The sequence below is a fragment of the uncultured Comamonas sp. genome (assembly GCF_964277875.1).
GTDB lineage: Bacteria > Pseudomonadota > Gammaproteobacteria > Burkholderiales > Burkholderiaceae_C > Comamonas > Comamonas sediminis.
The window spans coordinates 118,709-140,322 of sequence record NZ_CAXYJV010000002.1; the positions used below are offsets into that span (position 1 = coordinate 118,709).

A 21,614-nucleotide genomic window follows, 5' to 3' on the forward strand; every position below is an offset into this window, starting at 1 on the left:
GGGGATTGGCACGCCAATCAGCCAAAGCAGGATGGATCGCATGGTGTTTCCTTTCTAGGTCTGCCCGCAGGCAAAGTGGGTGTTCAGATCAAATCGATGGTCAGTCAAGCGTCGCGCTGGCGGCCGCCGAAGGTGGCAGACAGGCTGCCGACAAAGGCACCAATCAGCAGCACCACGAACATCCACATCAGCGAATACGCGGTGGCCTTGCGGGCCTGCTCAGCCGCTTGCTTGGCCTTCACTTCAGCGTCCTGGGCGGCTTGCTTGGCCTTGTCGATCTGTTGCTTGACCTGGTCATAGGTGGCCTGGACCTTCTTCTCCGACTCTTCCTGGCTCATGTCGGTGCGCTGTGCGACCAGGCGGCCCAGGTACTGGCGGTCTTCGTTCGACAGCGAGCCAGCTTGCAAGGAATGCATGAACACGCTGCTCATCTCGCTGGCGTCATCGGCAGCGGAGCGGGCCTGTTGCACGGCGTTCTGCGCGCCATCCTTGATGTCCTGCTTTTGCTGCTCGGTCGGGCCGCCCTGGCGCAGCATGCTGTTGATCCAGTAGTTCAAATCGGAGCCCGGCTCATTGGCCTTGCCGGCCGTCACGCCTGCGGCGCCGGTGAGCGCGGCAGAGGCTGCACCGCCGATCACGCCGGTCGCACCGCTGGCAGCGCCGCCCACCACCTGGGCTGCACCGCTGACCACGGCACCGGCAGCCTTGGCCGTGCCGGAGATCGCAGCACCGGCCATCGATCCGGCCACAGCCACCATCAGCATCGTTGCCAGCGCCCAGGCCAGAAAGCCGTGGGCGGTATCGCGGAAGTACACCTCATCGGTGTGCAGGCCTTGCCACTTGGTGCGCAGGCGGCCGGCGATGTAGCCACCGACGCCAGCAGACGCGAGCTGCGTGAATGCCAGCCAGGCGACTGCGCCCCAGCCAATCGTTTCGCCATCGGCGCCCCGGCCGGACCAGACCGAGACCGATGACAGGCCCAGGCCTACGCCCAGCATGAACAGCAGCAGCGACAGCACGGCTGCCGCCAATGCGCCTGCAAAAATGGCGGCCCAGGAGACCGCACTTTCACTGTTCCCCGCGATCGCGCGCGGTACTGCGCCGGTGACGACGCGCTCTTCCTCTACATATGTGGTGACCATGGCTATTCCTTGTTAGATGACGCCTTTATTCTGCTTTTGGACCTTGAAAAGTTTGTAGTCCAAACGCGAACGCGCCCGTGCGCGCTTCACTGTTAGCGCCATCAGCCGATCTGCGCAAAGCCGCGCCAGGGCTGGAGCGCGGTCCGAAGCGGCAGGCGGAAATGGCAGGCGGAAATCGCAAGCGGAATCGCAAGCGGAAATGGCAGGCGATCAGGCAGGCGATAAGGCAGACCGAGTCAGATGTCCAGCCTGCTGCCTCTGGGCCTGGCCGCCACGCGGCCGCCGCTGCGGCATGCTGCGGTCAGGGGCTCAATAGACGGAGACAGGCGCACTGCCATCGGTTGCAAACACCCAGGCGTGCAGCGGCTGTACGGGCACCGGTCCCGAGCCGGTGAATTCGGAAAATGCCGGCAGGTTCAGGTACGGCGCGGAGTACGCCAGGCAGGGGAGGCGCTTGCGCATCTGGGGCACACGCAATGTCGGGTGGATATGGCCGTGGATGTTGAGCGAGAAATGGTGCACACCGGTCCCCAGAGGCTCATGGCTGAGCAGCACCTGGTGGCGCGCCAGGTGGGTGTGCACGTCATCGAGCAGCAAGGCCTCCGTCTGCAGGTAGCGGTCGTGGTTGCCCCGGGTCAGCACAAAGCGGGTCTTGAGGTTGGCGCGCCGCAGCATCTGCCACAGCTGAAAGGTGTCTTCGCCGATAAAGCGGCCATGCACAAAGTCCCCCAGAATCACCAGCTCCTGCGGCTGCCACTTCTGCAGAATCTGGTGCAGGCGCAGCAGGTCCTGGCGCTGCACCTCCAGCGGCACGGCCACGCCCCGGCGGCGGAAGATATCACTCTTGCCCAGGTGCAGGTCGGCGAGGATCAGCATGCTCTCCTGCGGCCAGAACAAGGCGCGCTCGGCCAACACCAAAAACTCCATGCCGGCCATGCTGGCCGCGACATGGTCCTGCGGAGACGGGGACAGTTGAATGGGGGAGAAAAACTCTGCCGATTGCGTTCCTGCCATCAAGATCGATCCTGTAGTTGTGGGGTGCGACGCGCTGCAGTACGCGTCCCCTGCGGTGGGATGCCCTTGGAGCGGGGGCGCTGGGGTGCAGCGCCACGGCTGGGGGCGCCGCTGCGGGATGGGCGGGTGCGAGGCGCGCCCGTGCGCGGTCCAGGCTCGCCTGCGGCCTGGCGCTCCTGCTGGGCGGCCATGCGGCGCACCTTGTCCTGCCAGGTCTCATTGCTGAGCTGGCCGCGAAAGCTCTCGGCCCACAGCCCGAACGAGAAGGGCGTGTGCCTGGCCGGAAAGCGCAAGGCCATCTGCCGCCCCGCAATGCTGGCCAGCAGCCTTTGCATCGTCGGCAGGTGCAGCTCCTGGTCCAGCGCCTCCTGCCGGGCCTGGCGCAGCAGCAAATGCTCGGGGTCGTAATTGCTCAGCACGTCAAACAACAGGCTGGCGGAGACCTGCAATTGGCGGTCACTGGCACGGCTCTTCTTGCCCGGCACCTTGGATTGCACCAGGCCGGCAATCTGCGCAATCTCCTTGAAGCGCTTGCGTGCCAGCTCGCTGAAGTTGACCGCCGAGCGCAGATCGGTGTCGAGCCCGTCAAGCTGGAAGATTTCTGCCCAGTCCACCGCATTCGCATCGATGGGCAAGGTCGGCTGGATCATCAGCCCGATCTCGTTGCAGGCCCAGGCAAAGGTATTGGCCTGCAGATGCGCCAGGCGCGTCGCAATCAGCACCGCCAGCCCCTCATGCGCGACCCGGCCGGCAAAGGGGTAAACAAACAGCGGCGCGGCCTTGGCGGCTTGGGTGTTGCCCACTTGCTCGATCAACAGCTGGTCTGCGCCCGGCACCAGCGAGCGCTGGCTTTGCAGCTGCAGCAGCGGTTGCAGCCATTGCAGCTCGCGTGCATGCGGCGCGTCATCGGCGGCAGGGCTGGCAGCGGCGCTGCTCAGCAGCTGCTGCATGCGCTCACCCAATGATGACGACATTGGCATCAGCGAGCCTGCCCAGGCAGGGGTCAGCAGGCCCACCTCGGCACTGCGGCGCACCCAGGCGGTCTGGTTTTCCAGCCGCACCAGCACCAGGCTGCGGCCAGCAAAGTTGAAGACATCGCCAGGGCTGAGCCGTGCAATAAACGCCTCTTCAACCGAGCCCAGCCGCGCGCCGCGCAGGTACTGCACATTGACTGCGCCGTGCGCGGTGATCGTGCCGATCGACATGCGGTGCATGCGCACCACGCCGGTGTTGGCCGGCTGGCACAGACCATCGGCACAGTGCAGGCGTTCGTACTGCGGGTATTGCACCAGCGAATCGCTGCCATGCTCCAAAAACGCCAGCACCGCCTGCCACTGCGCATCGCTCAAATCACAGAAGGCCGCTGTACGCCGCACCTCGGCCAACAGCTCCGGCGGCCTGAACCCGCCCGCCAGCGCCGCGCTCATCGCATGCTGGCTCAGCACATCAAAGCACAGGCGCAGTGGCTCGCGCCGCTCATACACCTGGGCCTCGGCCAGCTCGCGCACGGCGGCAAACTCGGCCAGGTCCATCGCCTGGGTGGCAACCGCTTCCACATGCACCGCAGCGCCGGGCCGGTGCTTGGCGCGGCCGGCGCGCTGCACCATGCGGGCGACAGAGCGTGCGCCGCCAATCTGGATCACGCGCTCCACCGCCGGAAAATCCACGCCCAAATCCAGGCTGCTGGTTGCCACCACGCAGCGCAAGGTGCCTGCGCGCAGGCGCTGCTCCACCGACTGCCGCACACCCTGGTCCAGCGAGCCATGGTGGATCGCCAGGGTTTCGGCATCCTCGGGCCAGATGCTGGCCAGCGCCGTATGCCACAGCTCAGCCTGTGCGCGGGTATTGGTAAACACAATCGTGCTGGGTGCGCTGAACACCAGCTTGGCCACCTCGCCCAGATTGGCCAGGCCCAGATGCCCCGCCCAGGGCATGCGCGTACCCAGCGGCGGCGTAATGCTGTGCAGATGAAACGGCTTGGGCCGCATGTCCTGGATCAGCGCCGGCGCCTGCACCTGCCAGGCGCTCAGCAGCACATCGCTGGCCTCCTGCAGATTGCCAATCGTCGCCGACAGGCCCCATACCTGGGCCTGCGGTGCCAGCGCCTGGATGCGCGCCAGGTTCAGCTGCAGCAGCACCCCGCGCTTGCTGGGCAAGAGCTCATGCCATTCATCCACCACAATGCAGCGCAGCTGGCTGAACTGCTCGCGGCTGCGCTCATGGCTCAGCAGCAGCGCCAGCGATTCAGGCGTGATCACCACCAGCTGCGCCTTGCCGGTATCGGTCAGCCGCTTGTCGCGCGATGTGGCATCGCCCGTGCGCATGGCTACTTGCCAGTGGGGCAGCACCGCCGCTACCGGTCCGGTAATGCGCTCGCGGGTGTCGCTGGCCAGTGCGCGCAAAGGCGTTACCCAGAGCATGCGCGGGCCATGGCTGGCGCGGCCTTCAGGCGTTTCAGCCTCGGCCATCGCCTGCATCAACGGCCCGCCCAGCGCCGCCAAGGTCTTGCCCCGGCCGGTGGGGGCCGATATCAAACCGCTGTGCCCATCGGCATACGCGCGCCAGGCCTGCTGCTGGAAGACGGCCGCGCCAATGTCCTGTTCCTTCAACCAGTCACGCCAGCGCTTGGCCGCGCGCTGCATTGCGCGGTCACTGGGGGCCAGGCTGTGGTCCAGCTCAGCCATCGGCCAACTCCAGCAAGGCGCTCAGTTGGTCGGCGTCCTGCGCGGTCTTGTCCTCACGCCAGCGCAAGATGCGCGGAAAGCGCACCGCCACGCCGGACTTGTGGCGGGTCGAGCGGTTCACGCCTTCAAACGCAATCTCAAACACGAGGCTGGGCGTGACTGAGCGCACCGGCCCAAAACGCTCCACCGTGTGGCCGCGTATCCATTTGTCCAGCCGCAAAATCTCCACATCGGTGAGGCCCGAGTAGGCCTTGGCCACGGGCACCAGCGCATCGCCGCTCCACACCGCAAAGGTGTAGTCGGTGTGCAAGGTGCTGCGCCGGCCGCTGCCGCTTTGGGCATAGATCAGCACCGCGTCGATGCTGAACGGGTCCACCTTCCACTTCCACCAATCGCCCCGGCGCCGGCCTTCCTTGTAGGGCGACGCCAGTGCCTTGAGCATCAGCCCTTCGGCGTTGTGCTCGGCAGCGGTATGGCGCAGCGGGGGTAGCGCATCCCAGCTGTCAAACGGCAGTTGGGGCGATATGCCCAGCGCCGGCAAATCCGCATGCCGGATGACCTGCTCCAGCTTGGCACGGCGCTGCGCCAGCGGCTGGGCGCGCAGGTCTTCGCCATCACACTCCAGCAGGTCATAAAACAGAATGCGCGCTGGCACGGTCTGCATCAGCTTGGCAGAAGGCTTGCGCTTTTGAATGCGGCTTTGGAGCGCGACAAAGCCCAGCGGCTTGTTCTGTTCGTAATCCCAGGCCAGCAGTTCGCCATCGAGCACCATGTCGCGCGGCAGCAGTGCGGCGGCCGTCTCCAGCTCGGGAAAGCGGCCATCCAGCCGTTCTTCACCACGCGACCACAGATAAGGCGCATGGCCCTGGCGCCGCACCAGCTGCACCCGTATGCCATCCCATTTCCATTCGGCCAGCCAGTCCTTGGGATCGCCCAAGGCTTCTGGCTCTTGCTGCAGGGGCGAGGCGAGGTAGAACGGGTAGGGCTTGTCTAGCAGCTGCGCGCTGGTCTCTGGGTCCATCAAGGCCTCATAGGCCTGGGCGCTGGGCAACCATTCGCCGACCATGCGGTGCGCCATATCGGCGGCAGATATGCCCACCAGCGGCGCCAGGCTGTTTTGCAGGCTCCGCTTGTTGACACCGGCACGCAGCGATCCGGTCAGTAGCTTGTTGAAGACCAGGCGCGAAGGCGTATCCAACTGCTGCCAGGCCTGCTGTATTGCGCGCTTGCGCTGCTCGGCATCGGCGGCGACCAGCGGCAGCAAAAACTGCTCGGTCCATTCGTCGAGCCGGCTGTCGTTGTCCGGTGTTTTAAAGGTGGCGCCCAGCAGGCTTGCATGCCAGGGAGCATCGGCATCAGGAGGCAGCGCGGTGCCGGGCGCATCCACCAGCTCGGGGTGGTGGGTACGCTGCTTTTGCCAGGCCGCGACCAACAACGACAAGGTCTCCGCCAAATCGCCCACCTGGCGGTAGCTCTCCTCCACCAGCCACAGCGGCAGAGCGGTCAGCTCGCTCACCCAGCTGCGCAGTTCGGTCGTGGTGGCCAGGCGGTTCTTGCCGGTGTTCACCTTGCCGCCGCTCAGCACATAGACGGCCCAGGTCGCCTCGGCCGCAGTCACGCCGGCAAAGTACTGCTGCAGCGCCAGCTCGCGGTCGCGCGTGCCGGAGGCCTCATCCAGCAGCTGGTACAGCGCCACAAAGCGGTTCATTCGGCCGCCTCCTCTTCGTCGCCATAGGCGGTGCGCAGGCGCTCCGCCTGTATGCCCAGGCTCTGCAGGTAGGGGATCAGTGCATCGGTATTGCCATGGGTAGCGAGAACCCGCTGGGCACCACTTTCGGTAATCGTGTCGACCAGTTCCTGCCAATCGGCATGGTCTGATATGACAAAGCCGCGCTGCATATTGCGCCGCCGCCGGTTGCCGCGCAGCAGCATCCAGCCTGAGGCAAAGCCTTGCTCCACCTGTTTAAAGCGCTTGAGCCAGGCGGAATCTTGCGCAGAAGGCGGCGCCAGCACCATGCGGCCGGCAAAGTCGGTGTCGGTGGGCACATCGGCCACCATCTCGGTAGCGGCCAGCGCAATGCCCGCCTGCCGGTAAATATCGGTGCCGCGTGCCATCGCGCCATGCAGCAACACGGGCGCATCCAGCTTGCCAGCCAAGCCCGCCAGCACGCGCTGGGCCTTGCCCAAGCTGTAGGCATACAGCACTGCCGCCTTGCCCTGCGCCTTGCAATGCGCCACCCAGCGCTCAATGCGCTCCACCTCATGGGCCATCGTGGGCCAGGCGTACACCGGGTAGGCAAAGGTTGCCTCGCAAATCAGGGTGTCGCAGCGCAGCAGCTCAAAAGCCTCGCAGGTCGGGTCCGGCTCGCGCTTGAAGTCGCCCGTGAACACCCATACCGCATCGCCGTGCTGCACCCGCACCTGGGCGGAACCAAGAATGTGCCCCGCCGGGTGCAGCGACACCTGTACCTCCCCCATCGTGATCTTCTGCCCAAACGGCAGCGCATGGATGTTCTGCTCCCCCAGCCGCCATCGCAAAATTGGCTCGCTGGTCGTGCTGCAGTAGTACTCGCCCATCCCCACATGGGCATGGTCCGAGTGGCCGTGGGTGACGAACGTGCGGTGAACCGGCTTCCAGGCATCAATAAAAAAATCCCCAGCCGCGCAGTACAGACCTTTGTCGGTCAGGGTGATGACGTCAGCGGGTGGGGCGTTGGCAGATGCGGAAGCAGCGAGCATGGGCAAATTCTGCGGCTGCGGGGGAGGGTGGGGGCGTCAGAGTTTGCCTTGTTGGGGTGCGGGAGTGGGGGGAGGCTCGAGATTCGTGCAGTTTCTTGGGCAGAGGTGATCGCCGAATAAGAGCCGCTAACACGACCCAGCAAACCGGAGGTTTGCGGTTGAGACGAGGCGTCCTGCCGCAGGCAGTACAGTAGTACAACAAGGCAGGGCAACGACGTATCAAGGGTTGTGTTAGCGGCTCTAAGCGCCCGAGTTGCCCGATAGCTATCTTTTGATGAAGTCTCTGAGGCATCAGCTGCTAAAGGGAAAAAATATGCTGGATGTATTTCCAGTTGCTGCAGACAACAGCGATAAATTCACTGCGTTGCCCTCATTAGTAGCGTTAGTTTTTACTTAAACAAATGATCTCGGCTACAGCGGAGAGCAACGCAATTGCCATGGCTGGCTATCCGGAGATCGAGGGCCATGAGTCCTAGAAAGGCGAACTCTTGCAGAGAAGGCAGAGCTTGCAATGTTGGAGTGAGATGGAGCGCTCAAGATGTTTTTAAAGATGCATTTAGCAACATCATGTATCCTTCTGTACTTCACTACTTATGAGACAACTGACATGGCACGCAAAAAGCTGTTCGTGAGCTTTGACTTCGATAACGATGCTGATCTCAAGATGCTCTTGGTAGGGCAGTCGAAACATTCAGATACGCCATTCGATATTTGGGACTCGTCGGTCAAGGAGCATATGGATGGGGACTGGATCGCTAAGGTCCGCCGGAAGATAAGCGATGTAGATGTGGTATGCATACTGTGCGGTCAAAGTACTCACGCTGCTGCTGGGGTGGCTGAAGAGTTGAAAATTGCAAAGGAATTGAAGAAGCCGTACTTCTTGCTTAAGGGCTATAAAGACAAGGCTTGTACTAAGCCCACGACTGCATCAGCGAGCGACAAAGTGTACGACTGGACGTGGGAGAACTTGAAGGCTCTCATTCATGGCGGTCGTTAATGCCTGATGTCCCACAGGCAAAGCTCTGGAATGAGCTAACGGAAGGGCAGATATATCCTGTCAATGACAAGTGGCATAGTCACCTATTAGATCAGTACAAATTGTATGTTGAGATGGCTGATCGTATTAGTCAGCGTCGCACTGCCGCGAATACATACTTCTTAAGCGTCAACTCTGCAATTCTCGCATTCGTCGGTTATCTGACCTCTAAGATGGAGCCAGTCGACTATATGTGGTTATTGGCATTGGCAGGATGTATGTTGACTCTCTTTTGGTACAACATAATCAACTCATACAAAAATCTGAACACTGCAAAGTGGCAAGTGGTGCAAGACATCGAAAAGCGCTTGCCTATAAGTCCTTACGATGCGGAATGGGATGCTCTACAGCGCGGGAAAAACCCTAGGCTGTATCGGCCTATTTCTCATATCGAAAGCTGGGTGCCGGGAGTTTTTTGCTTATTGCACCTAATCGTATTAGTAAGAACTTTTCCTTGGAGCAGTTTTGCTGTGTGGTTTACCTCTGTTGCTATCTGTGTAATAAAGTGATTTATTGCTTCCGTCTTGCCATTTTATATTTTGTGATAAATATTGTTTAAATTTATAAGACGGATAGTCGTCATCTGCCTTCGGTACGATATAAATATAAACTCTTGAGGAAAGGCCTTTTAGATGGCTGAAACTGGAAATATCGCCACAATGGCGGAGATGCTTTCATCTGAGTTGTTCGCTGAATTTTTTTGGGAGCGCACTGGCCCAATGAATCACAACTGGGCATGCGTAAACCCAGATGTACATGAGGTGAAAACCCATCCTTCAGATGTCGTCTTTTACTATGACGAACCATATACTCAACAGCGTACATTCTTGCAGTGTGATCTTAAAAGCTATGCACGAGGCTCTATCGTTCTACCTAAGCTGAAGGGGGCACTTGAAAGCTTGGCCAAGCAAGTTGCTTGTGCAGAGGTTAGTGAGGAGTGGCAAGACCTTTATGTCCACAAAGGCCAGACCCCTGCTATCGCAGGTCTTCTTTTTATCTACAACCATGATGGTGAGTATGACAAGGACTTCAACGAAAACTTAAGGGCGCTTCAATCCGTTAAGTTGGACATTCCACGTGGCTCGAAGATAGTAGTTCTTGGTCCCGAAGACATCTACTGGTTGGACAATGTGCGGTACGAAATTGTGCAGATGCGTGGTCGTCGCAGTGGAAGTAAGCTTCCAGCCCCACAGTATTGTAAATATTACTATCCTCAGCTCGCGCGCAAAAAAAACTTGCAGATGGACAAAGCAAAATCTGCAACTTTAGAGATGCTTACGTCTAAACTAATTGTTTTGGAATTCCTGCATCCTGAGTCGCCTGGTAAGCGAGGATTGGTGCTTTTTTACCGGGGGAAAGGGGAGTCAAGTGATGAGTTTACTTACCTATTTGACTACCTTCGACATTATCAGGTGTTTGAGAAGGATGTGAGCGTAGAGATCAAGATGCTTGATGCTTCCGCTTATGCGATGCCGAAGTTTCGAAAAGCTGTTCAGACATATATTGAAGGACTTGCCGCGGGCGCAGAAGACACAAGTTTGGCGCAAAGAGTTTCAGAGATTCAGTTCTCCAGTATTGCTCAGGTACGCACGCGATTTTCTCAGATTGAAATAGGAATGGACTATGAGTGAACAGCTTGCGCAGTTATATGCGACAGACAAGGATATCCATGACTTGCTGGCTTCTGCAAAGCAACGTCTGACGGAAACCGTACTTCGTGAGCTTGCCAGCGAGAGAGGAGTCTTCTACTCATTGCATGACACTCGAGACGATTTGGTTGAGTCAATTTCAACACTTCCGCATACTTACTACGAGGTTACTGATCTCATTAGTCGTAGAGAGACCTCGCGGAGAAATGAGAAGACAACGTTCATTGTGCTCGAGGGAGAGGTTCCACTTAATGACATACGTGCTGTTGTATCTGAGTACCAAATTGAAGTGGGTAAGTCCGAGAAGGTCGACTCTCATAACAAAGGTGCTAGTGCAGTAGTGATGAATCTTGAATATGACGAAATTGACTACTCTCGTACTCGATTGATTCAGCGTACCCGTCAAGACGCGACTTTTTCCTTTGCTCATGAGGCAGGTCAAACAATTATCCGCTTTCCGGCTAGCGATAAGGCAAAGCGAGTCGTGGAAAATTTAACTGGACGAATAGAAAGTAATCGCCGTGCTCCCTTGATACGTAACGCTATCGCGCTAGATCCCGAATTCACCGCCGATGAGCGCACTACGTTTTTTACACGAATTATGTCGGAGATGGCCGGGCATAAGCTCAATGGAGTGACCAATCTAAAGATTGCTCCGAGCAAACCACAGAGTGATGCAGATGAACCGGCCGAACTCGACGAAGACGAGCGTGCTGAAGTGGAACGCACTATGCTTGTCGTAGTCCGTAGTATGGGTATGAGTGGGGAAAATCTTATTGCAGCACCTGAGTACCAAGCGCTCAAGAAGCGTGGTTTCTTCATCACATCGGTGACTTGGAAGGGGCTGCAAATCTCACCGCCATACGACAAAAATCATCTTCATGCAGAGTTTCAAGATGGAGAAAATGGTAAAGATTTCAGATTAGCTATCAAGGGAGTGTATCGTTTTCAAGAGGGTGGTCACATTAAGTCTTCAAGGCCCGTTACAGATTTAGAGCGAGAGCTTCTAACGAAACTTATTGAAAAGACTGCTCAAGACGTTTTATCTGATATGCGGTCTAATCGTGCAGCATTAGAAGCGAAAATTCAGGTAGATAAACAAGACGAGTCTGTGGGCGGGTCGCCCACAAAAATGGCGGCAGCATCATGACGCGCTATAGGTGGCTAGAAGCGGATTGGCCAGTCGCTATTAGAAGTCTGTCGAAGAGTATGCGTCAAAACAGCTTTAAGTTGGAAAACCGTAGTGGATTTCTGCTTGATCGAATACGAGATGACTTCCTCGAGGCACGATACATTGAACGTTTTGAATTTCAAGAAACGGTCTCAGACCCATTTGGTAAGGAAGTCACGTTTGAACGGTTGGAGTATCGTCAAACAGCCTTTAGAGCCACCGCGACATGGCCTGGTCTCGAATTGATTGATCCCTCGAGGTCGGTGCAGCAACTTCTAAGCGAGTTGATAGAGGCGAGCGACTTTTCAGTGAGTCTTGCGCCTTTGAATGTTGATGTTCTGAAATGGGCTGAGGGAATTCAACAGACATTTGGGGGCATGTTGACAATTTCTTCTATCCAAGTTGGTGGCCTGAAGTTGGGGGACAGCGCTACCGCCAAGGTAGTAATTAAGGGCGATAAAGATGTACGTGAGGCTTGTCAGACAATAACAGGAAACAGACCCCACATATTAGAGAAGCTGCAGTTTCGCATCGCCATCGGGTCGACATCTGCAACGGTACTTCTTGCTAACAACGCAACCGCCAAAATCGAAGGCTGCGAGGTCGAGGAAGAATTACTACCGGCGATCCGAAAGGCCATGATTGGAATCTGACACGGCTTACTATCACTATCGATGAATTATTTGTTTCATCGCAAAACGTCTGGATATCTACGTTGGAAAACAAACATCTAAAATCGCGGACCTCGCACGGATGTAAATCAGATAATTGCCGTTATCACCTAGAGTGGGCCGGTGAACGAGATGGTCGATTTTGGACCTCAGCTTGAGCACGCTTGGTCGGTCCCACTGTCGGCGACCGCCGAAAATAGGTTTCCTAAGTAGATTTGAGTCCAGCGCTAGAATCCTCACCGGCTCCCCCCAACAACACCCGAGCCAACCTCTCCCCATCCTGCCGCCAAAACGCCGGATCCGCCTGCCGGATCCGGTCAATCGCGTTATTCATATGCGCGGTCGCTGCCGCCCGCGCAGCCGCCGGGTCCCCCGCCTCAATCGCCTCCACAATCCGCGCATGCTCTTGCGTCACGGCAGCAGCAAAATCCTGCCGCCGCGCCTCATTGGCGCGGGTAATGCGCGTGGCACCTGCCAGCACCTGCGACAGGTAATCCAAGGTACTGAGCAGAAAGGGGTTGCCCGAAGCCTGGGCGATGACGCGGTGCAGGGCGACGTCTTCGGCTACGCCGTCTTGGCCATTGGCCACGGCTTTGGCCAGGGCCTTAACGCCAGCGCGGATGCGGCGCAGATCGGCGGTGCTGCGGCGGGCGGCCGCTAGTTCTGCCACTTCGGCCTCCAGCGCGCGGCGCACTTCTACGATCTGGATAACGGCCTCTTGCGAGGCGGCGTGGCCTTTTTCCAGGTCCAGCGGTTCAGCGCGGGGCGCTTGTACAAAGACGCCGCTGCCTTGGCGGGAGGCGACCAGGCCACTGGATTTGAGGCGGGACAGCGCCTCTCGCACCACTGTTCGGCTTACGCCAAACTGCGCGACCAACAACAGCTCTGTGGGCAGGCGGTCGCCGGGTTGCATTTGCCCTTGCCGAATGCTGGCTTCCAGCGCCTGGGCCACTTGGTCGGCGAGGGAGTTGGCGGCCTTGACGGGCGTGAAGGAGATCGGCATGCGTGGGCAGGGGAGCAGGTTGTGGGGAGTGGGCGCTGGCTGCTGCCAGGCCGCAAGATGGCGCTTACTGTACTCCAGCCCAGGGGCAACGCCTGCGCCTTAGGCGCAATGGATGGCTATGCCGGGTGTTTGGCTTGCTGCTGGGCTGTTGTAGATGCTCTGGCGGCATTTGCTGCAGCAGGGCCATCGGCTTGCCGCCAGCCTGCACAGGCGGAGCTCGCCAACGCCAAAGCCGCAGGCCCTTATCGGCGGCCTGCAGCGGGGTGGTGTCTGGTTACCGCAGCCCTGCATGCGCTGCAACGGATGCGGCCCCATCAGTGCGTACCAGCCTTATTGAGGCAGCAGCACCTTGTCGATCACATGGATCACGCCATTCGATTGGTAGACATCGGGGATGGTGACGGTGGCGGTACCGCCTTTCTCGTCGGTCAGCGTGACCTTGCCGCCCTGGGCCTTGGCGACCAGGGTGCCACCGCTGACGGTCTTGATGCTGGCCATGCCGCCGCCATCCTTGATCATCTTGCTGATCGCGGCGGCATCCCACTTGCCGGCGACGACGTGGTAGGTCAGCACGGTAGTCAGCGTGCCCTTGTTCTCGGGCTTGAGCAGGTTGTCTACGGTGCCTGCGGGCAGGGCCGCAAAGGCAGCATTGGTGGGGGCAAACACGGTGAAGGGGCCGGGGCCCTTCAGGGTCTCTACCAGGCCGGCTGCCTTGACGGCTGCGACCAGGGTGGTGTGGTCCTTGGAGTTGACGGCGTTGTCGATGATGTCCTTGGTGGGCAGCATGGGCGCGCCGCCCACCATCACGTCTTTGGCGATCGCCGCCATGGATGTGCTTGCGACCATGAAAGCCATGCCATAAGAGACCAGTTTGCGCGTACTTTGGATCGAGGCCATGAGATGCTCCTTGCGTGTGGATGAACAGCCGAAAAAACGTTGCGGCTGCTTGGAATACGCAGCGGATGGCGCAGTGGATTCAACCGATGGTGAAAAAATTTTTGAGCGGGGTGGCGCAGGGGCGGTGCAGGCAGCGGAAAAAAAAAATTTGCATCCACTGCATCCATTCGTATGGCTCGCGACTAGTACAGCCAAGGACCCTCTGCAAAACTCCCTGCCTTGTCCTGAATGCGGTCTCGGGCGATTCGCTGCGTTGTCTTCCTTGTCTATAGCGTGCTATGGACTGCAAAAGACGCCTTGCGCCTCATCCCGATCCGCGTCCATCCTGCTTGGCGAGGGTTTTGCAGAGGGTCCTGACAGCACACACCAAACAGCGCTGTTTTTACTCCCGTCCTGTCCCCCTTTACTTAGGAGAACTCGTATGTTGACCTCTCGCACAGCTCCCCGTATCGCCGCCATCGCCACCGCAGTGGCCTCCCTCGGCCTGCTCACCGCCTGCGGTTCGATGCATAAAAAGGACATGGCTTTCTCGCAGGAATCCCTGCCAGCGGCCATCCAGGTGCCAGCGGGCCACAAGGTGGCCTGGGAGACGGTAGGCAGCGGTGACATCACCTACGAATGCCGTGACAAGGCGAACGCCCCCGGCCAGACCGAGTGGGTGTTTGTGGGCCCGGATGCGGTGCTGAAGGACCGCGCTGGCAAGACGGTGGGCCGCTACTACGGCCCGCCCGCCACCTGGGAAGCGAATGATGGCTCCAAGCTGACGGCGACGCAGCTGGCCGTGGCGCCATCGGGTGCCGGCAATCTGCCCTACCAGCTGGTGAAGGCCAACCCTGCGTCCGGCAGTGGTGCATTGGTGGGCGTGAGCCATATCCAGCGCGTGGCATTGAAGGGCGGCGTGGCACCTGCTGACAAGCCTTGCACCGCTGCGCAAAAGGGCCAGAAGGCCGTGGTGCAGTACCAGGCGGATTACATCTTCTGGAAGCCTGTGTAAATTTTTGTTTTCTAGCGGCTACACTGGAAGAAGGACGTCTTGTTCCTTCTTCCCCCCTAAATCTACATGCCGCCAGCCGCTTTTGTGACCGACGACAGTTTTGACCATGCCTTGGCGCTAGAAGCTTGCGCGCGTGGCGACCGCGATGCGCTGCAGCGTATTTACGAGCAAGAATCGCGTTATCTGCTGGGGGTGGCCTTGCGCATAGTGCGCAACCGGGCGGCAGCCGAGGATGTGCTGCACGATGCCTTTGTGGCGATCTGGAGCAAGGCCCACAGTTTTGATGCGGCGCGGGGCGCGGCTAGAGGCTGGATTTATAGCATTGTTCGGCACGCAGCATTGAACCGGGTGCGCAGCGGCGCCCGCGAGACTGCGCTGGATGAGCCGACCGCTACAGCGCATGAAGCCAGCGCCGCAATGGCCGCCTGGCAGGAAGAGGGCGATGCGCTGAGCCGCCAGGCGCAGCTGGGCCGCCTGGGCCAGTGCCTGGAAGGGCTGGAGCCGCAGCGCCGTGAATGCCTGCTGCATGCCTATGTGGATGGCTGCAGCCACAGTGAGATTGCAGCGCGGGTGCAGGCCCCGCTGGGAACCGTCAAAGCCTGGATACAGCGGGGCCTGCGTGCCTTGCGGGAATGCATGCAATGAGCGCCGATACCCCCAATACCTTGCCGCCCGAAGGCGACAGTCCGGACGACCTGCAGACCCTGGCCGGCCAGTATGTGCTGGGCACGCAGAATGCTGCAGAGCGCCGCGCAATTGAAGAGCGGCTGCCGCAGGATGCTGCGTTGCGCGCCGCCGTGGATGCCTGGGAGCAGCGCCTGCAGCCCTTGACTAGCCTTGCGCCACCGCAAGAGCCCAGCATGGGCCTGTGGCCGCGCATTGCCGCCAGCCTGTGGCCAGCGGCCGAGCCGCAACGGGCCGCTGCTGCAGCCCCGCGCCGTTGGTGGGATTGGGACAGCCTGGCGCTGTGGCGTGGCCTGGCAGGCAGCGGTTTTGCCGCCGCTGCGGTGCTGGCCGGTGTGCTGGTGCTGGGCCCCGCCCCTGCACCTGGCCCCGCCCGCTACTTTGTGGTGCTGGCCGCCCCGCAAAGCCAGGCCCCTGGCTGGCTGGTGCAGGCCCAGGCCGCCGGCCGGCTGCGCTTGGTGCCACTGGGCACCGATGTGGTGCCGGCCGAGAAATCCTTGCAGTTCTGGACCAAGGCCGATGGCTGGAGTGCCCCAGTATCGCTGGGCCTCGTCAAACCGGGTGAGGCGATCGAGGTGCCCGTCGACAAGCTGCCACCGCTGCAGCCCAACCAGCTGTTTGAGCTGACTCTGGAGCCTGCAGGCGGATCGCCGATTGGCAAGCCCACGGGACCGATTCAGTTCATCGGCCGGGCGGTGCAGATTTAGCCGCTGCCGCCAAACAGCAAGGGGCCCGTTCATGGAACGGGCCCCTTTGTTTTGCTTGCTGTGATTCAGCCCGAGGGCCGCGATCTGCTTTAGTGGTTGTTGGCGCCTCGGTGCGCCCAGGCCGTGGTCCGCTTTTCTACCAAGCTGAACAGCTCATACATCACCATCGCCATCGCGCCCACCACCAAGAGGCCCGCAAAGGCCAGGCCCATTTGCATTGATGAGCCGGCGGAGATCAGCAGGTAGCCAATGCCTTCGTTGGCGGCAGTCATCTCGGACACGGTGGTGCCTACAAAGGCCAGGGTGATGGCGACCTTGAGCGAGCCGTAGAAGTAGGGCAGCGAGCGCGGGAGGCCGACCTTGATCAACACATCCCAGCGCTTGGCGCCGAGCACGCGCAGGACGTCTTCCAGCTCGGGCTCCAACGTGGCCAGGCCGGTGGCGATGTTGACCATGATGGGGAAGAAGCTGATCAGGAATGCGGTGAGGATGGCCGGGCCAATGCCGATGCCGAACCAGACCACCAGGATGGGCACAAAGGCGGCCTTGGGCAGCGCGTTGAAGGCGGTCATCAGCGGGTAGACGGCGGCATAGGCCAGGCGCGAGCTGCCAATCAAAAAGCCCAGCAACACGCCGACGACGATGGCGACGCCAAAGCCGGCCATCGTCACCCAGAAGGTGCGCCAGGCGTGGGCGGCGATGGTGGTGTGGAACTCCAGAAATTGCTGCCAGATGAGCAAGGGGCTGGGGAAGATGAACTCCGACACCTGGAAGGCCGAGCAGATGATTTGCCAGACGATGACCACGGCGGCCAGCAGCAGCCAGGGCGACCAGCGTTCGAGCTTGGGGTTGTTGAGCTTGTACATAGGTGGTGGGGCCTGGGCGCTTACTGGTTGATCACGGTGCCGGTCTTGCGCATGGCGCCGATGTGGCCGCGCAGCTCATGCACGATGTCGCTGAACTCCTTGGTGTAGGTCAGCTCCAGATCGCGCGGGCGGGGGATGTCGATATCGCGGCGCACCACAAAGCGGCCGGGGCTCTTGCTCATCACATAGATTGAGTCGGCCAGGAACACGGATTCGCGCAGGTCATGCGTGACGAGGATGACGTTGAACTGCTGCTCGGCATGCAGATCGCGCAGGATGCACCAGAGCTCTTCGCGGGTGAAGGCATCGAGGGCGCCAAAGGGCTCGTCGAGCAGCAGCATCTTGGGCTCATGGATCAACGCGCGGCAGATGCTGGCGCGCTGCTGCATGCCGCCTGACAGCTCCCAGGGGAACTTGTCCTCATAGCCCGCCAGGCCGACCTTTTGCAGCAGGCGGCGGGCGCGCTCTTCGTGCTCCTGGCGCCGGGCCTTGAACTGGCTGCGGTGGGGCTCGACGATCTCCAGCGGCAGCAGCACATTGTCGACCGTGGTGCGCCAGGGCAGCAGCGATGGCGACTGGAAGGCCATGCCCGATATCTTGAGCGGGCCGGTGACGGGCTGGCCATCAATGCGGATCTTGCCAATGCTGGGCATGCGCAGGCCGGTGGCCAGCTTCATGAAGGTGGATTTGCCGCAGCCCGAGGGGCCGACGATGGCGATGAACTCGCCACGGCGCACTTGCAGGTCAATGGCTTCGACGGCGAACTGGTTCTTGGCCTGCAACTCGTCGTTGTAAGCCAGCCAGACATCGCGAAACTCAACAAAGGCAGGGTCTTGGAGGGAGGCCGTCATAGGGTGCAATCGTCTTCAAAAGGGCAGGGCGCAGCCAGCGCCCTGCAGGCGGCGGGGTCAGCGCTTGGGGAGGATGTCCAGCTCGGCAGCGCTGGGCAGAAAGCTGCCGTTCCAGACCGCCTGGGCGGGCACGGGGTTCTTGGTTTCGTAGGCCTTGGCCACCTGCTCGGCCATCAGGCCCAGGCGTTCGGTGCGCAGCTGGCCAAAGCCTTCTTCGCGCGCGCCCTTGCTGTCGATGGCGGTGTCGATCGTGAGCTTGAGGCGCTTTACCTCCAGCGGCACATTGACCAGGCCATCCTTGGCCTTGAGCGACGCGACGGCGGCCTGTGGGTCGGCAATCGCCTCCTTGGCGCCCTTGGCAAAGGCCTTGAGGAAGGCGCGCACCGCTTCGGGCTTCTCGGCAATCAGCTTGGGGCTGGCGATGATGACATTGCCGTAGAGCTGCACGCCATGGGTGGCATAGGGCAGCACGACCACGTCTTCGGCCTTGATGCCACGCGCCTCCAGGTTGAGCAGGCTGGTGAAGGTGTAGCCGGTGACGGCATCCAGATCGCCGCGCACCAGCATGGTTTCGCGCAGCGGTGGGTCCATCGTGGTCCACTGCACGGCGCCCACGCCATTGGCCTGCGCAAAGATCGGGAAGGTGCGGCGGCCGGCATCAAAAATCGGCGCGCCCATCTTCTTTCCAGTCAGGTCGCTGGCCTTGGTGATGCCGGATTTTTTCAGCGCCATCACCGATGCCGGTGTGGTGTTGTAGATCACCATGATGGCCACGGGCTTGATCGGCGCATCGGGATTGTTCGCATGGAATTCCATCAGCGCGGCCAGGTCGGCAAAGCCCAAATCATGCGTGCCCGATGCCACGCGCTGGATCGCGCCGGCGCCACTGGCTGCCTCCACCGTCACATCCAAACCGGCCTGCTTGAAGTAGCCCTTTTGCTCGGGGTGCACAAAGAGGGCGGCCGGGCCTTCAAAGCGCCAGTCGAGCTGGAACTTGAGCGGCGTCAGCGGCTGGGCCAGTGCGCTGCAGGTGCTGGCGGCGGCCAGCAGGGCCAGGGATGCGTGGAGAAAGCTGCGTTTTTTCACGGGATGGTCTCGTCAGGTGGTGGGGGCAATGGGGTAAAGGTGGCTTGGGATGGCTTACTTTTTGGGGAGCACATCTAGCACGTTGGCGGGCGGCAGAAAGCCGCCGTTCCAGACGTCTTCGGCCTTGACGCGGGTCTTCGTGCCATAGGCGTCCGAGACCTGCGCGGCCATCAGGCTCAGGCGGCTGCTGTCGAGGCGGCCAAAGCCTTCCTTGCGGGCATCGGCGCTGTTGATGACGGTGTCGATCGCCAGCTGCAGGCGGCGCGTCTCCAGCGCCACATTGGCGATGCCATCACGCGCCTTGACGGACTGGATCGCCTGGGCCGGGTTGGCGATCACGCCCTTGGCACCCTGGGCAAAGGCGGTCAGGAACTTCTTGATCGCCTCGGGCCGCTCCTGGATCATCTTGGGGCTGGCGATGATCACGTTGCCGTAAAGCTTGACGCCATAGTCGGCGTACTGCATCACCACCACATCGCTAGCCTTGGCGCCGCGCGCCTCCAGGTTCAGCAGGCTGGTAAAGGTAAAGCCGGTGATGGCATCCACATCGCCGCGCACCAGCATGGTTTCGCGCAGGGGCGGGTCCATCGCCGTCCAGGCGACGTTGCTGACGCCATTGGCCTTCTCAAAAATCGGGAAGGCCTTGCGGCCGGCATCGAACACCGGCGCGCCCAGCTTCTTGCCGCTCAGATCGGCGGGGGTCTTGATGCCCGACTTCTTGAGCGCCATCACCGACGCCGGCGTGTTGTTGTAGACCACCATGACGGCGACCGGCTTGTTGGGCGCATCGGGGTTGTTGGCATGGAACTCCATCACCGAGGCCAGGTCGGCAAAACCCATGTCGTAGGTGCCCGATGCCACGCGCTGCACCGCACCGCCGGAGCCATTGCCGGCATCCACCGTGACATCCAGGCCCTGGGCCTTGAACAGGCCTTGTGCGACCGGCTGCAGGAAGAAGGCGGCCGGCCCCTCAAAGCGCCAATCGAGCTGGAACTTGATGGGCGTATCTGCCGCCTGGGCCGCACCCCAGGACAGCGCCAGAGCGGCGATGGTGGTCTTCAGAAAACTGCGCTTGTGCATGGGGGTCCTCCGATGTTGCATACAAGGTCGTTTGCAAGATCGGTGCCAGTTTGTAAGCTCCTGTAGGCGGGCTTTGTTGCACCAGGCTGGTGCAAATGCAGGGTGGTGAATGGATCCGCGTGCACGCTCCGATGCATGGCCGCGCATCCGCTTGGTGCAGCTTGTATACATGCTTGATCGGCTACTGGCGCGCGGGCGGCCCGGCATGGCAATTGCAAGCAAAATGCGCCATTCAGACGATGAGAAAGCGCCCATGACCGAGATCGACTTTGCCCAGTTGGGCACCTACGAACGCTACAAGCTGATGGCCAGCCTGATCGTGCCGCGCCCCATTGCGTTGGTGACGACCCTGGGCGCAGACGGCACTGTCAACGCCGCCCCTTTCAGCATGTTCAACATGATGGGCGAGGACCCGCCGGTGGTGATGCTGAGCGTGAACAAGCTGCAGGACACCGCGCAGAAAGACACCGCCACCAACATCCTGCGCGACAAGGAGTTTGTGGTGCACATCGCCGACGAAGCCATGGCCGCCGCCATGCACCGCTGCGGCGACCGCCTGGCCCCGCACGAGAGTGAACTGGACCACACGGGCTTGACCGCCACTCCCTCCCAAAGCGTGCACCCCCCACGCATCGTGCAAGCCCCCGTCGCTTTCGAATGCGTGCTGCACGAAACCCTGGAAACCCCCAGCCGCTACGTCTTCATCGGCCGGGTGCAATGGCTGGCCGTGCGCGATGGCTTGGTCGACACCGAAAAATGGCGGGTGCGCCTGCAGGAGTTCTTCCCCGTCGGGCGCTTTGGCGCGAGCTTTTACATCAACTGCCGCGAGCGCTTTGCGATTGAGGCGGGGGAGGGCCTGGCTGCGGCGCAGAGTGGGGTGGGGAGTACGGCGATTGATGAGATGTGAGGGAAGCTACCGGCGCGGGGGATTGCTAAGGTGCGGGAGTTGCTGGCTTCCTAGAACTCCTGCACAAACAGAACCTCGCGCTGGATGCGGGACACCTCGGCCTCATGGAAGGGGAAGACATGGTAGCCGCAGTGTTCTGTGAACACCGCAATCGCGAACTTCTGCGCATTGACTACATGGAATGCGTATTCGAACTGGACAAACGAGCCGTCCATCAGCTTGATGTGCAGGCTTTCGTTGGATGGAAAGTCTGCTGCCCCCAGACCTTTTTGCCGAATTTCATCAACAGGCCGTCCAAGGACTAGGGCCAGGTCTTCAGCCCATTCAGCCACCAGCTGTTGGGCCAAGCGCGGTACAGGATGCATGTCATTCCTCGGGTTGGGGGAGGCGGGGGATTCCGCTGAAGCGCATTTGGGCGTGGATCCTAGCTGCT

The 21,614-nt window shown here is 60.7% G+C and carries 21 protein-coding genes; 9 read left to right on the top strand and 12 right to left on the bottom strand.

The genetic code is table 11. From position 1 onward, the window contains the following. Nucleotides 1-104: 104 nt before the first annotated feature. The 5 genes from ACHWUQ_RS01635 to ACHWUQ_RS01655 all read right to left on the bottom strand — a co-directional run bounded on the left by ACHWUQ_RS01635 (nucleotide 105) and on the right by ACHWUQ_RS01655 (nucleotide 7,579). Nucleotides 105-1,142, bottom strand: a complete 1,038-nt coding sequence (locus tag ACHWUQ_RS01635; RefSeq protein ID WP_312410341.1) for a hypothetical protein — start codon at nucleotides 1,140-1,142, stop codon at nucleotides 105-107. 309 nt (nucleotides 1,143-1,451) lie between these two features. Then, nucleotides 1,452-2,156: a ligase-associated DNA damage response endonuclease PdeM gene (gene pdeM, locus ACHWUQ_RS01640; RefSeq protein ID WP_394680151.1), complete on the bottom strand. Its 705-nt coding sequence runs from the start codon at nucleotides 2,154-2,156 to the stop codon at nucleotides 1,452-1,454. Beyond that, nucleotides 2,156-4,840: a ligase-associated DNA damage response DEXH box helicase gene (locus tag ACHWUQ_RS01645; RefSeq protein WP_394680152.1), complete on the bottom strand. Its 2,685-nt coding sequence runs from the start codon at nucleotides 4,838-4,840 to the stop codon at nucleotides 2,156-2,158. The genes pdeM and ACHWUQ_RS01645 overlap by 1 nt, the downstream gene beginning before the upstream one ends. Beyond that, entirely contained in the window at nucleotides 4,833-6,548 is a 1,716-nt protein-coding gene (locus ACHWUQ_RS01650; protein ID WP_394680153.1) for an ATP-dependent DNA ligase, read from the bottom strand. Before ACHWUQ_RS01650 ends, ACHWUQ_RS01645 begins: the two co-directional genes overlap by 8 nt. Then, nucleotides 6,545-7,579 (bottom strand): ligase-associated DNA damage response exonuclease, encoded by a 1,035-nt coding sequence (locus ACHWUQ_RS01655; RefSeq protein WP_394680154.1) that lies wholly within the window; start codon nucleotides 7,577-7,579, stop codon nucleotides 6,545-6,547. The genes ACHWUQ_RS01650 and ACHWUQ_RS01655 overlap by 4 nt, the downstream gene beginning before the upstream one ends. Before the next feature lie 607 nt (nucleotides 7,580-8,186). Here ACHWUQ_RS01655 and ACHWUQ_RS01660 point away from each other — a divergent pair. The 5 genes from ACHWUQ_RS01660 (at nucleotide 8,187) to ACHWUQ_RS01680 (ending at nucleotide 12,088) form a co-directional block, all read left to right on the top strand. Beyond that, nucleotides 8,187-8,576 (top strand): TIR domain-containing protein, encoded by a 390-nt coding sequence (locus ACHWUQ_RS01660; protein ID WP_394680155.1) that lies wholly within the window; start codon nucleotides 8,187-8,189, stop codon nucleotides 8,574-8,576. Between the two features lie 113 nt (nucleotides 8,577-8,689). Continuing rightward, nucleotides 8,690-9,124 (top strand): hypothetical protein, encoded by a 435-nt coding sequence (locus tag ACHWUQ_RS01665; protein ID WP_394680156.1) that lies wholly within the window; start codon nucleotides 8,690-8,692, stop codon nucleotides 9,122-9,124. A 123-nt stretch (nucleotides 9,125-9,247) separates the two neighbouring features. Then, nucleotides 9,248-10,246 carry a hypothetical protein gene (locus ACHWUQ_RS01670; protein ID WP_394680157.1) on the top strand — a complete coding sequence of 333 codons (999 nt, stop codon included), beginning with the start codon at nucleotides 9,248-9,250 and terminating at the stop codon, nucleotides 10,244-10,246. Then, nucleotides 10,239-11,414 (top strand): hypothetical protein, encoded by a 1,176-nt coding sequence (locus ACHWUQ_RS01675; protein ID WP_394680158.1) that lies wholly within the window; start codon nucleotides 10,239-10,241, stop codon nucleotides 11,412-11,414. The genes ACHWUQ_RS01670 and ACHWUQ_RS01675 overlap by 8 nt, the downstream gene beginning before the upstream one ends. A gap of 59 nt (nucleotides 11,415-11,473) precedes the next feature. After that, a complete protein-coding gene (locus tag ACHWUQ_RS01680) occupies nucleotides 11,474-12,088 on the top strand; it encodes a hypothetical protein (protein ID WP_394680159.1) in 615 nt (204 codons plus the stop codon). Between the two features lie 223 nt (nucleotides 12,089-12,311). Here the strand turns inward: ACHWUQ_RS01680 and ACHWUQ_RS01685 are convergent, their stop codons facing one another. Both ACHWUQ_RS01685 and ACHWUQ_RS01690 read right to left on the bottom strand, forming a co-directional pair. Further along, nucleotides 12,312-13,109 carry a FadR/GntR family transcriptional regulator gene (locus ACHWUQ_RS01685; RefSeq protein ID WP_394680160.1) on the bottom strand — a complete coding sequence of 266 codons (798 nt, stop codon included), beginning with the start codon at nucleotides 13,107-13,109 and terminating at the stop codon, nucleotides 12,312-12,314. A gap of 330 nt (nucleotides 13,110-13,439) precedes the next feature. Continuing rightward, nucleotides 13,440-14,006, bottom strand: coding sequence for a fasciclin domain-containing protein (locus tag ACHWUQ_RS01690; RefSeq protein ID WP_230771922.1), 567 nt, complete (start codon nucleotides 14,004-14,006; stop codon nucleotides 13,440-13,442). 421 nt (nucleotides 14,007-14,427) lie between these two features. Between ACHWUQ_RS01690 and ACHWUQ_RS01695 the strand changes: the two genes are divergently transcribed. From ACHWUQ_RS01695 to ACHWUQ_RS01705, 3 genes are all read left to right on the top strand, one after another. Continuing rightward, entirely contained in the window at nucleotides 14,428-15,000 is a 573-nt protein-coding gene (locus ACHWUQ_RS01695) for a DUF3455 domain-containing protein (protein ID WP_394680161.1), read from the top strand. Between the two features lie 66 nt (nucleotides 15,001-15,066). Next, nucleotides 15,067-15,645: a sigma-70 family RNA polymerase sigma factor gene (locus ACHWUQ_RS01700; RefSeq protein ID WP_394680162.1), complete on the top strand. Its 579-nt coding sequence runs from the start codon at nucleotides 15,067-15,069 to the stop codon at nucleotides 15,643-15,645. Beyond that, entirely contained in the window at nucleotides 15,642-16,391 is a 750-nt protein-coding gene (locus ACHWUQ_RS01705) for an anti-sigma factor domain-containing protein (protein WP_312451534.1), read from the top strand. Before ACHWUQ_RS01700 ends, ACHWUQ_RS01705 begins: the two co-directional genes overlap by 4 nt. An 89-nt stretch (nucleotides 16,392-16,480) precedes the next feature. Here ACHWUQ_RS01705 and ACHWUQ_RS01710 read toward each other — a convergent pair whose 3' ends face one another. Genes ACHWUQ_RS01710 through ACHWUQ_RS01725 form a run of 4 tightly spaced genes read right to left on the bottom strand, consistent with a single transcriptional unit; the run spans nucleotide 16,481 to nucleotide 20,274 of the window. Next, nucleotides 16,481-17,257: an ABC transporter permease gene (locus ACHWUQ_RS01710; protein ID WP_239811137.1), complete on the bottom strand. Its 777-nt coding sequence runs from the start codon at nucleotides 17,255-17,257 to the stop codon at nucleotides 16,481-16,483. A 20-nt stretch (nucleotides 17,258-17,277) separates the two neighbouring features. Beyond that, the gene (locus tag ACHWUQ_RS01715) at nucleotides 17,278-18,108 is read right to left on the bottom strand and encodes an ABC transporter ATP-binding protein (RefSeq protein WP_394680163.1); all 831 of its coding nucleotides are present in this window, start codon (nucleotides 18,106-18,108) and stop codon (nucleotides 17,278-17,280) included. Nucleotides 18,109-18,165: 57 nt separating this feature from the next. After that, nucleotides 18,166-19,194: an ABC transporter substrate-binding protein gene (locus ACHWUQ_RS01720; protein ID WP_394680164.1), complete on the bottom strand. Its 1,029-nt coding sequence runs from the start codon at nucleotides 19,192-19,194 to the stop codon at nucleotides 18,166-18,168. A gap of 54 nt (nucleotides 19,195-19,248) precedes the next feature. Beyond that, a complete protein-coding gene (locus tag ACHWUQ_RS01725) occupies nucleotides 19,249-20,274 on the bottom strand; it encodes an ABC transporter substrate-binding protein (protein WP_394680165.1) in 1,026 nt (341 codons plus the stop codon). Between the two features lie 253 nt (nucleotides 20,275-20,527). On the opposite strand from ACHWUQ_RS01725, the gene ACHWUQ_RS01730 reads away from it, so the two are divergent. Beyond that, nucleotides 20,528-21,181 carry a flavin reductase family protein gene (locus ACHWUQ_RS01730; protein ID WP_394680166.1) on the top strand — a complete coding sequence of 218 codons (654 nt, stop codon included), beginning with the start codon at nucleotides 20,528-20,530 and terminating at the stop codon, nucleotides 21,179-21,181. Nucleotides 21,182-21,231: 50 nt separating this feature from the next. On the opposite strand, the gene ACHWUQ_RS01735 is transcribed toward ACHWUQ_RS01730, so the two are convergent. After that, nucleotides 21,232-21,546 carry a hypothetical protein gene (locus tag ACHWUQ_RS01735; protein ID WP_394680167.1) on the bottom strand — a complete coding sequence of 105 codons (315 nt, stop codon included), beginning with the start codon at nucleotides 21,544-21,546 and terminating at the stop codon, nucleotides 21,232-21,234. Nucleotides 21,547-21,614: the final 68 nt, after the last annotated feature.

What these genes read in the sequence shown, in the direction of transcription:
- ACHWUQ_RS01635 (WP_312410341.1), bottom strand. Translation starts at nt 1,142, where the DNA reads ATGGTCACCACATATGTAGAGGAAGAGCGCGTCGTCACCGGCGCAGTA.
- pdeM (WP_394680151.1), bottom strand. Translation starts at nt 2,156, where the DNA reads ATGGCAGGAACGCAATCGGCAGAGTTTTTCTCCCCCATTCAACTGTCC.
- ACHWUQ_RS01645 (WP_394680152.1), bottom strand. Translation starts at nt 4,840, where the DNA reads ATGGCTGAGCTGGACCACAGCCTGGCCCCCAGTGACCGCGCAATGCAG.
- ACHWUQ_RS01650 (WP_394680153.1), bottom strand. Translation starts at nt 6,548, where the DNA reads ATGAACCGCTTTGTGGCGCTGTACCAGCTGCTGGATGAGGCCTCCGGC.
- ACHWUQ_RS01655 (WP_394680154.1), bottom strand. Translation starts at nt 7,579, where the DNA reads ATGCTCGCTGCTTCCGCATCTGCCAACGCCCCACCCGCTGACGTCATC.
- ACHWUQ_RS01660 (WP_394680155.1), top strand. Translation starts at nt 8,187, where the DNA reads ATGGCACGCAAAAAGCTGTTCGTGAGCTTTGACTTCGATAACGATGCT.
- ACHWUQ_RS01665 (WP_394680156.1), top strand. Translation starts at nt 8,690, where the DNA reads ATGGCTGATCGTATTAGTCAGCGTCGCACTGCCGCGAATACATACTTC.
- ACHWUQ_RS01670 (WP_394680157.1), top strand. Translation starts at nt 9,248, where the DNA reads ATGGCTGAAACTGGAAATATCGCCACAATGGCGGAGATGCTTTCATCT.
- ACHWUQ_RS01675 (WP_394680158.1), top strand. Translation starts at nt 10,239, where the DNA reads ATGAGTGAACAGCTTGCGCAGTTATATGCGACAGACAAGGATATCCAT.
- ACHWUQ_RS01680 (WP_394680159.1), top strand. Translation starts at nt 11,474, where the DNA reads ATGCGTCAAAACAGCTTTAAGTTGGAAAACCGTAGTGGATTTCTGCTT.
- ACHWUQ_RS01685 (WP_394680160.1), bottom strand. Translation starts at nt 13,109, where the DNA reads ATGCCGATCTCCTTCACGCCCGTCAAGGCCGCCAACTCCCTCGCCGAC.
- ACHWUQ_RS01690 (WP_230771922.1), bottom strand. Translation starts at nt 14,006, where the DNA reads ATGGCCTCGATCCAAAGTACGCGCAAACTGGTCTCTTATGGCATGGCT.
- ACHWUQ_RS01695 (WP_394680161.1), top strand. Translation starts at nt 14,428, where the DNA reads ATGTTGACCTCTCGCACAGCTCCCCGTATCGCCGCCATCGCCACCGCA.
- ACHWUQ_RS01700 (WP_394680162.1), top strand. Translation starts at nt 15,067, where the DNA reads ATGCCGCCAGCCGCTTTTGTGACCGACGACAGTTTTGACCATGCCTTG.
- ACHWUQ_RS01705 (WP_312451534.1), top strand. Translation starts at nt 15,642, where the DNA reads ATGAGCGCCGATACCCCCAATACCTTGCCGCCCGAAGGCGACAGTCCG.
- ACHWUQ_RS01710 (WP_239811137.1), bottom strand. Translation starts at nt 17,257, where the DNA reads ATGTACAAGCTCAACAACCCCAAGCTCGAACGCTGGTCGCCCTGGCTG.
- ACHWUQ_RS01715 (WP_394680163.1), bottom strand. Translation starts at nt 18,108, where the DNA reads ATGACGGCCTCCCTCCAAGACCCTGCCTTTGTTGAGTTTCGCGATGTC.
- ACHWUQ_RS01725 (WP_394680165.1), bottom strand. Translation starts at nt 20,274, where the DNA reads ATGCACAAGCGCAGTTTTCTGAAGACCACCATCGCCGCTCTGGCGCTG.
- ACHWUQ_RS01730 (WP_394680166.1), top strand. Translation starts at nt 20,528, where the DNA reads ATGACCGAGATCGACTTTGCCCAGTTGGGCACCTACGAACGCTACAAG.
- ACHWUQ_RS01735 (WP_394680167.1), bottom strand. Translation starts at nt 21,546, where the DNA reads ATGCATCCTGTACCGCGCTTGGCCCAACAGCTGGTGGCTGAATGGGCT.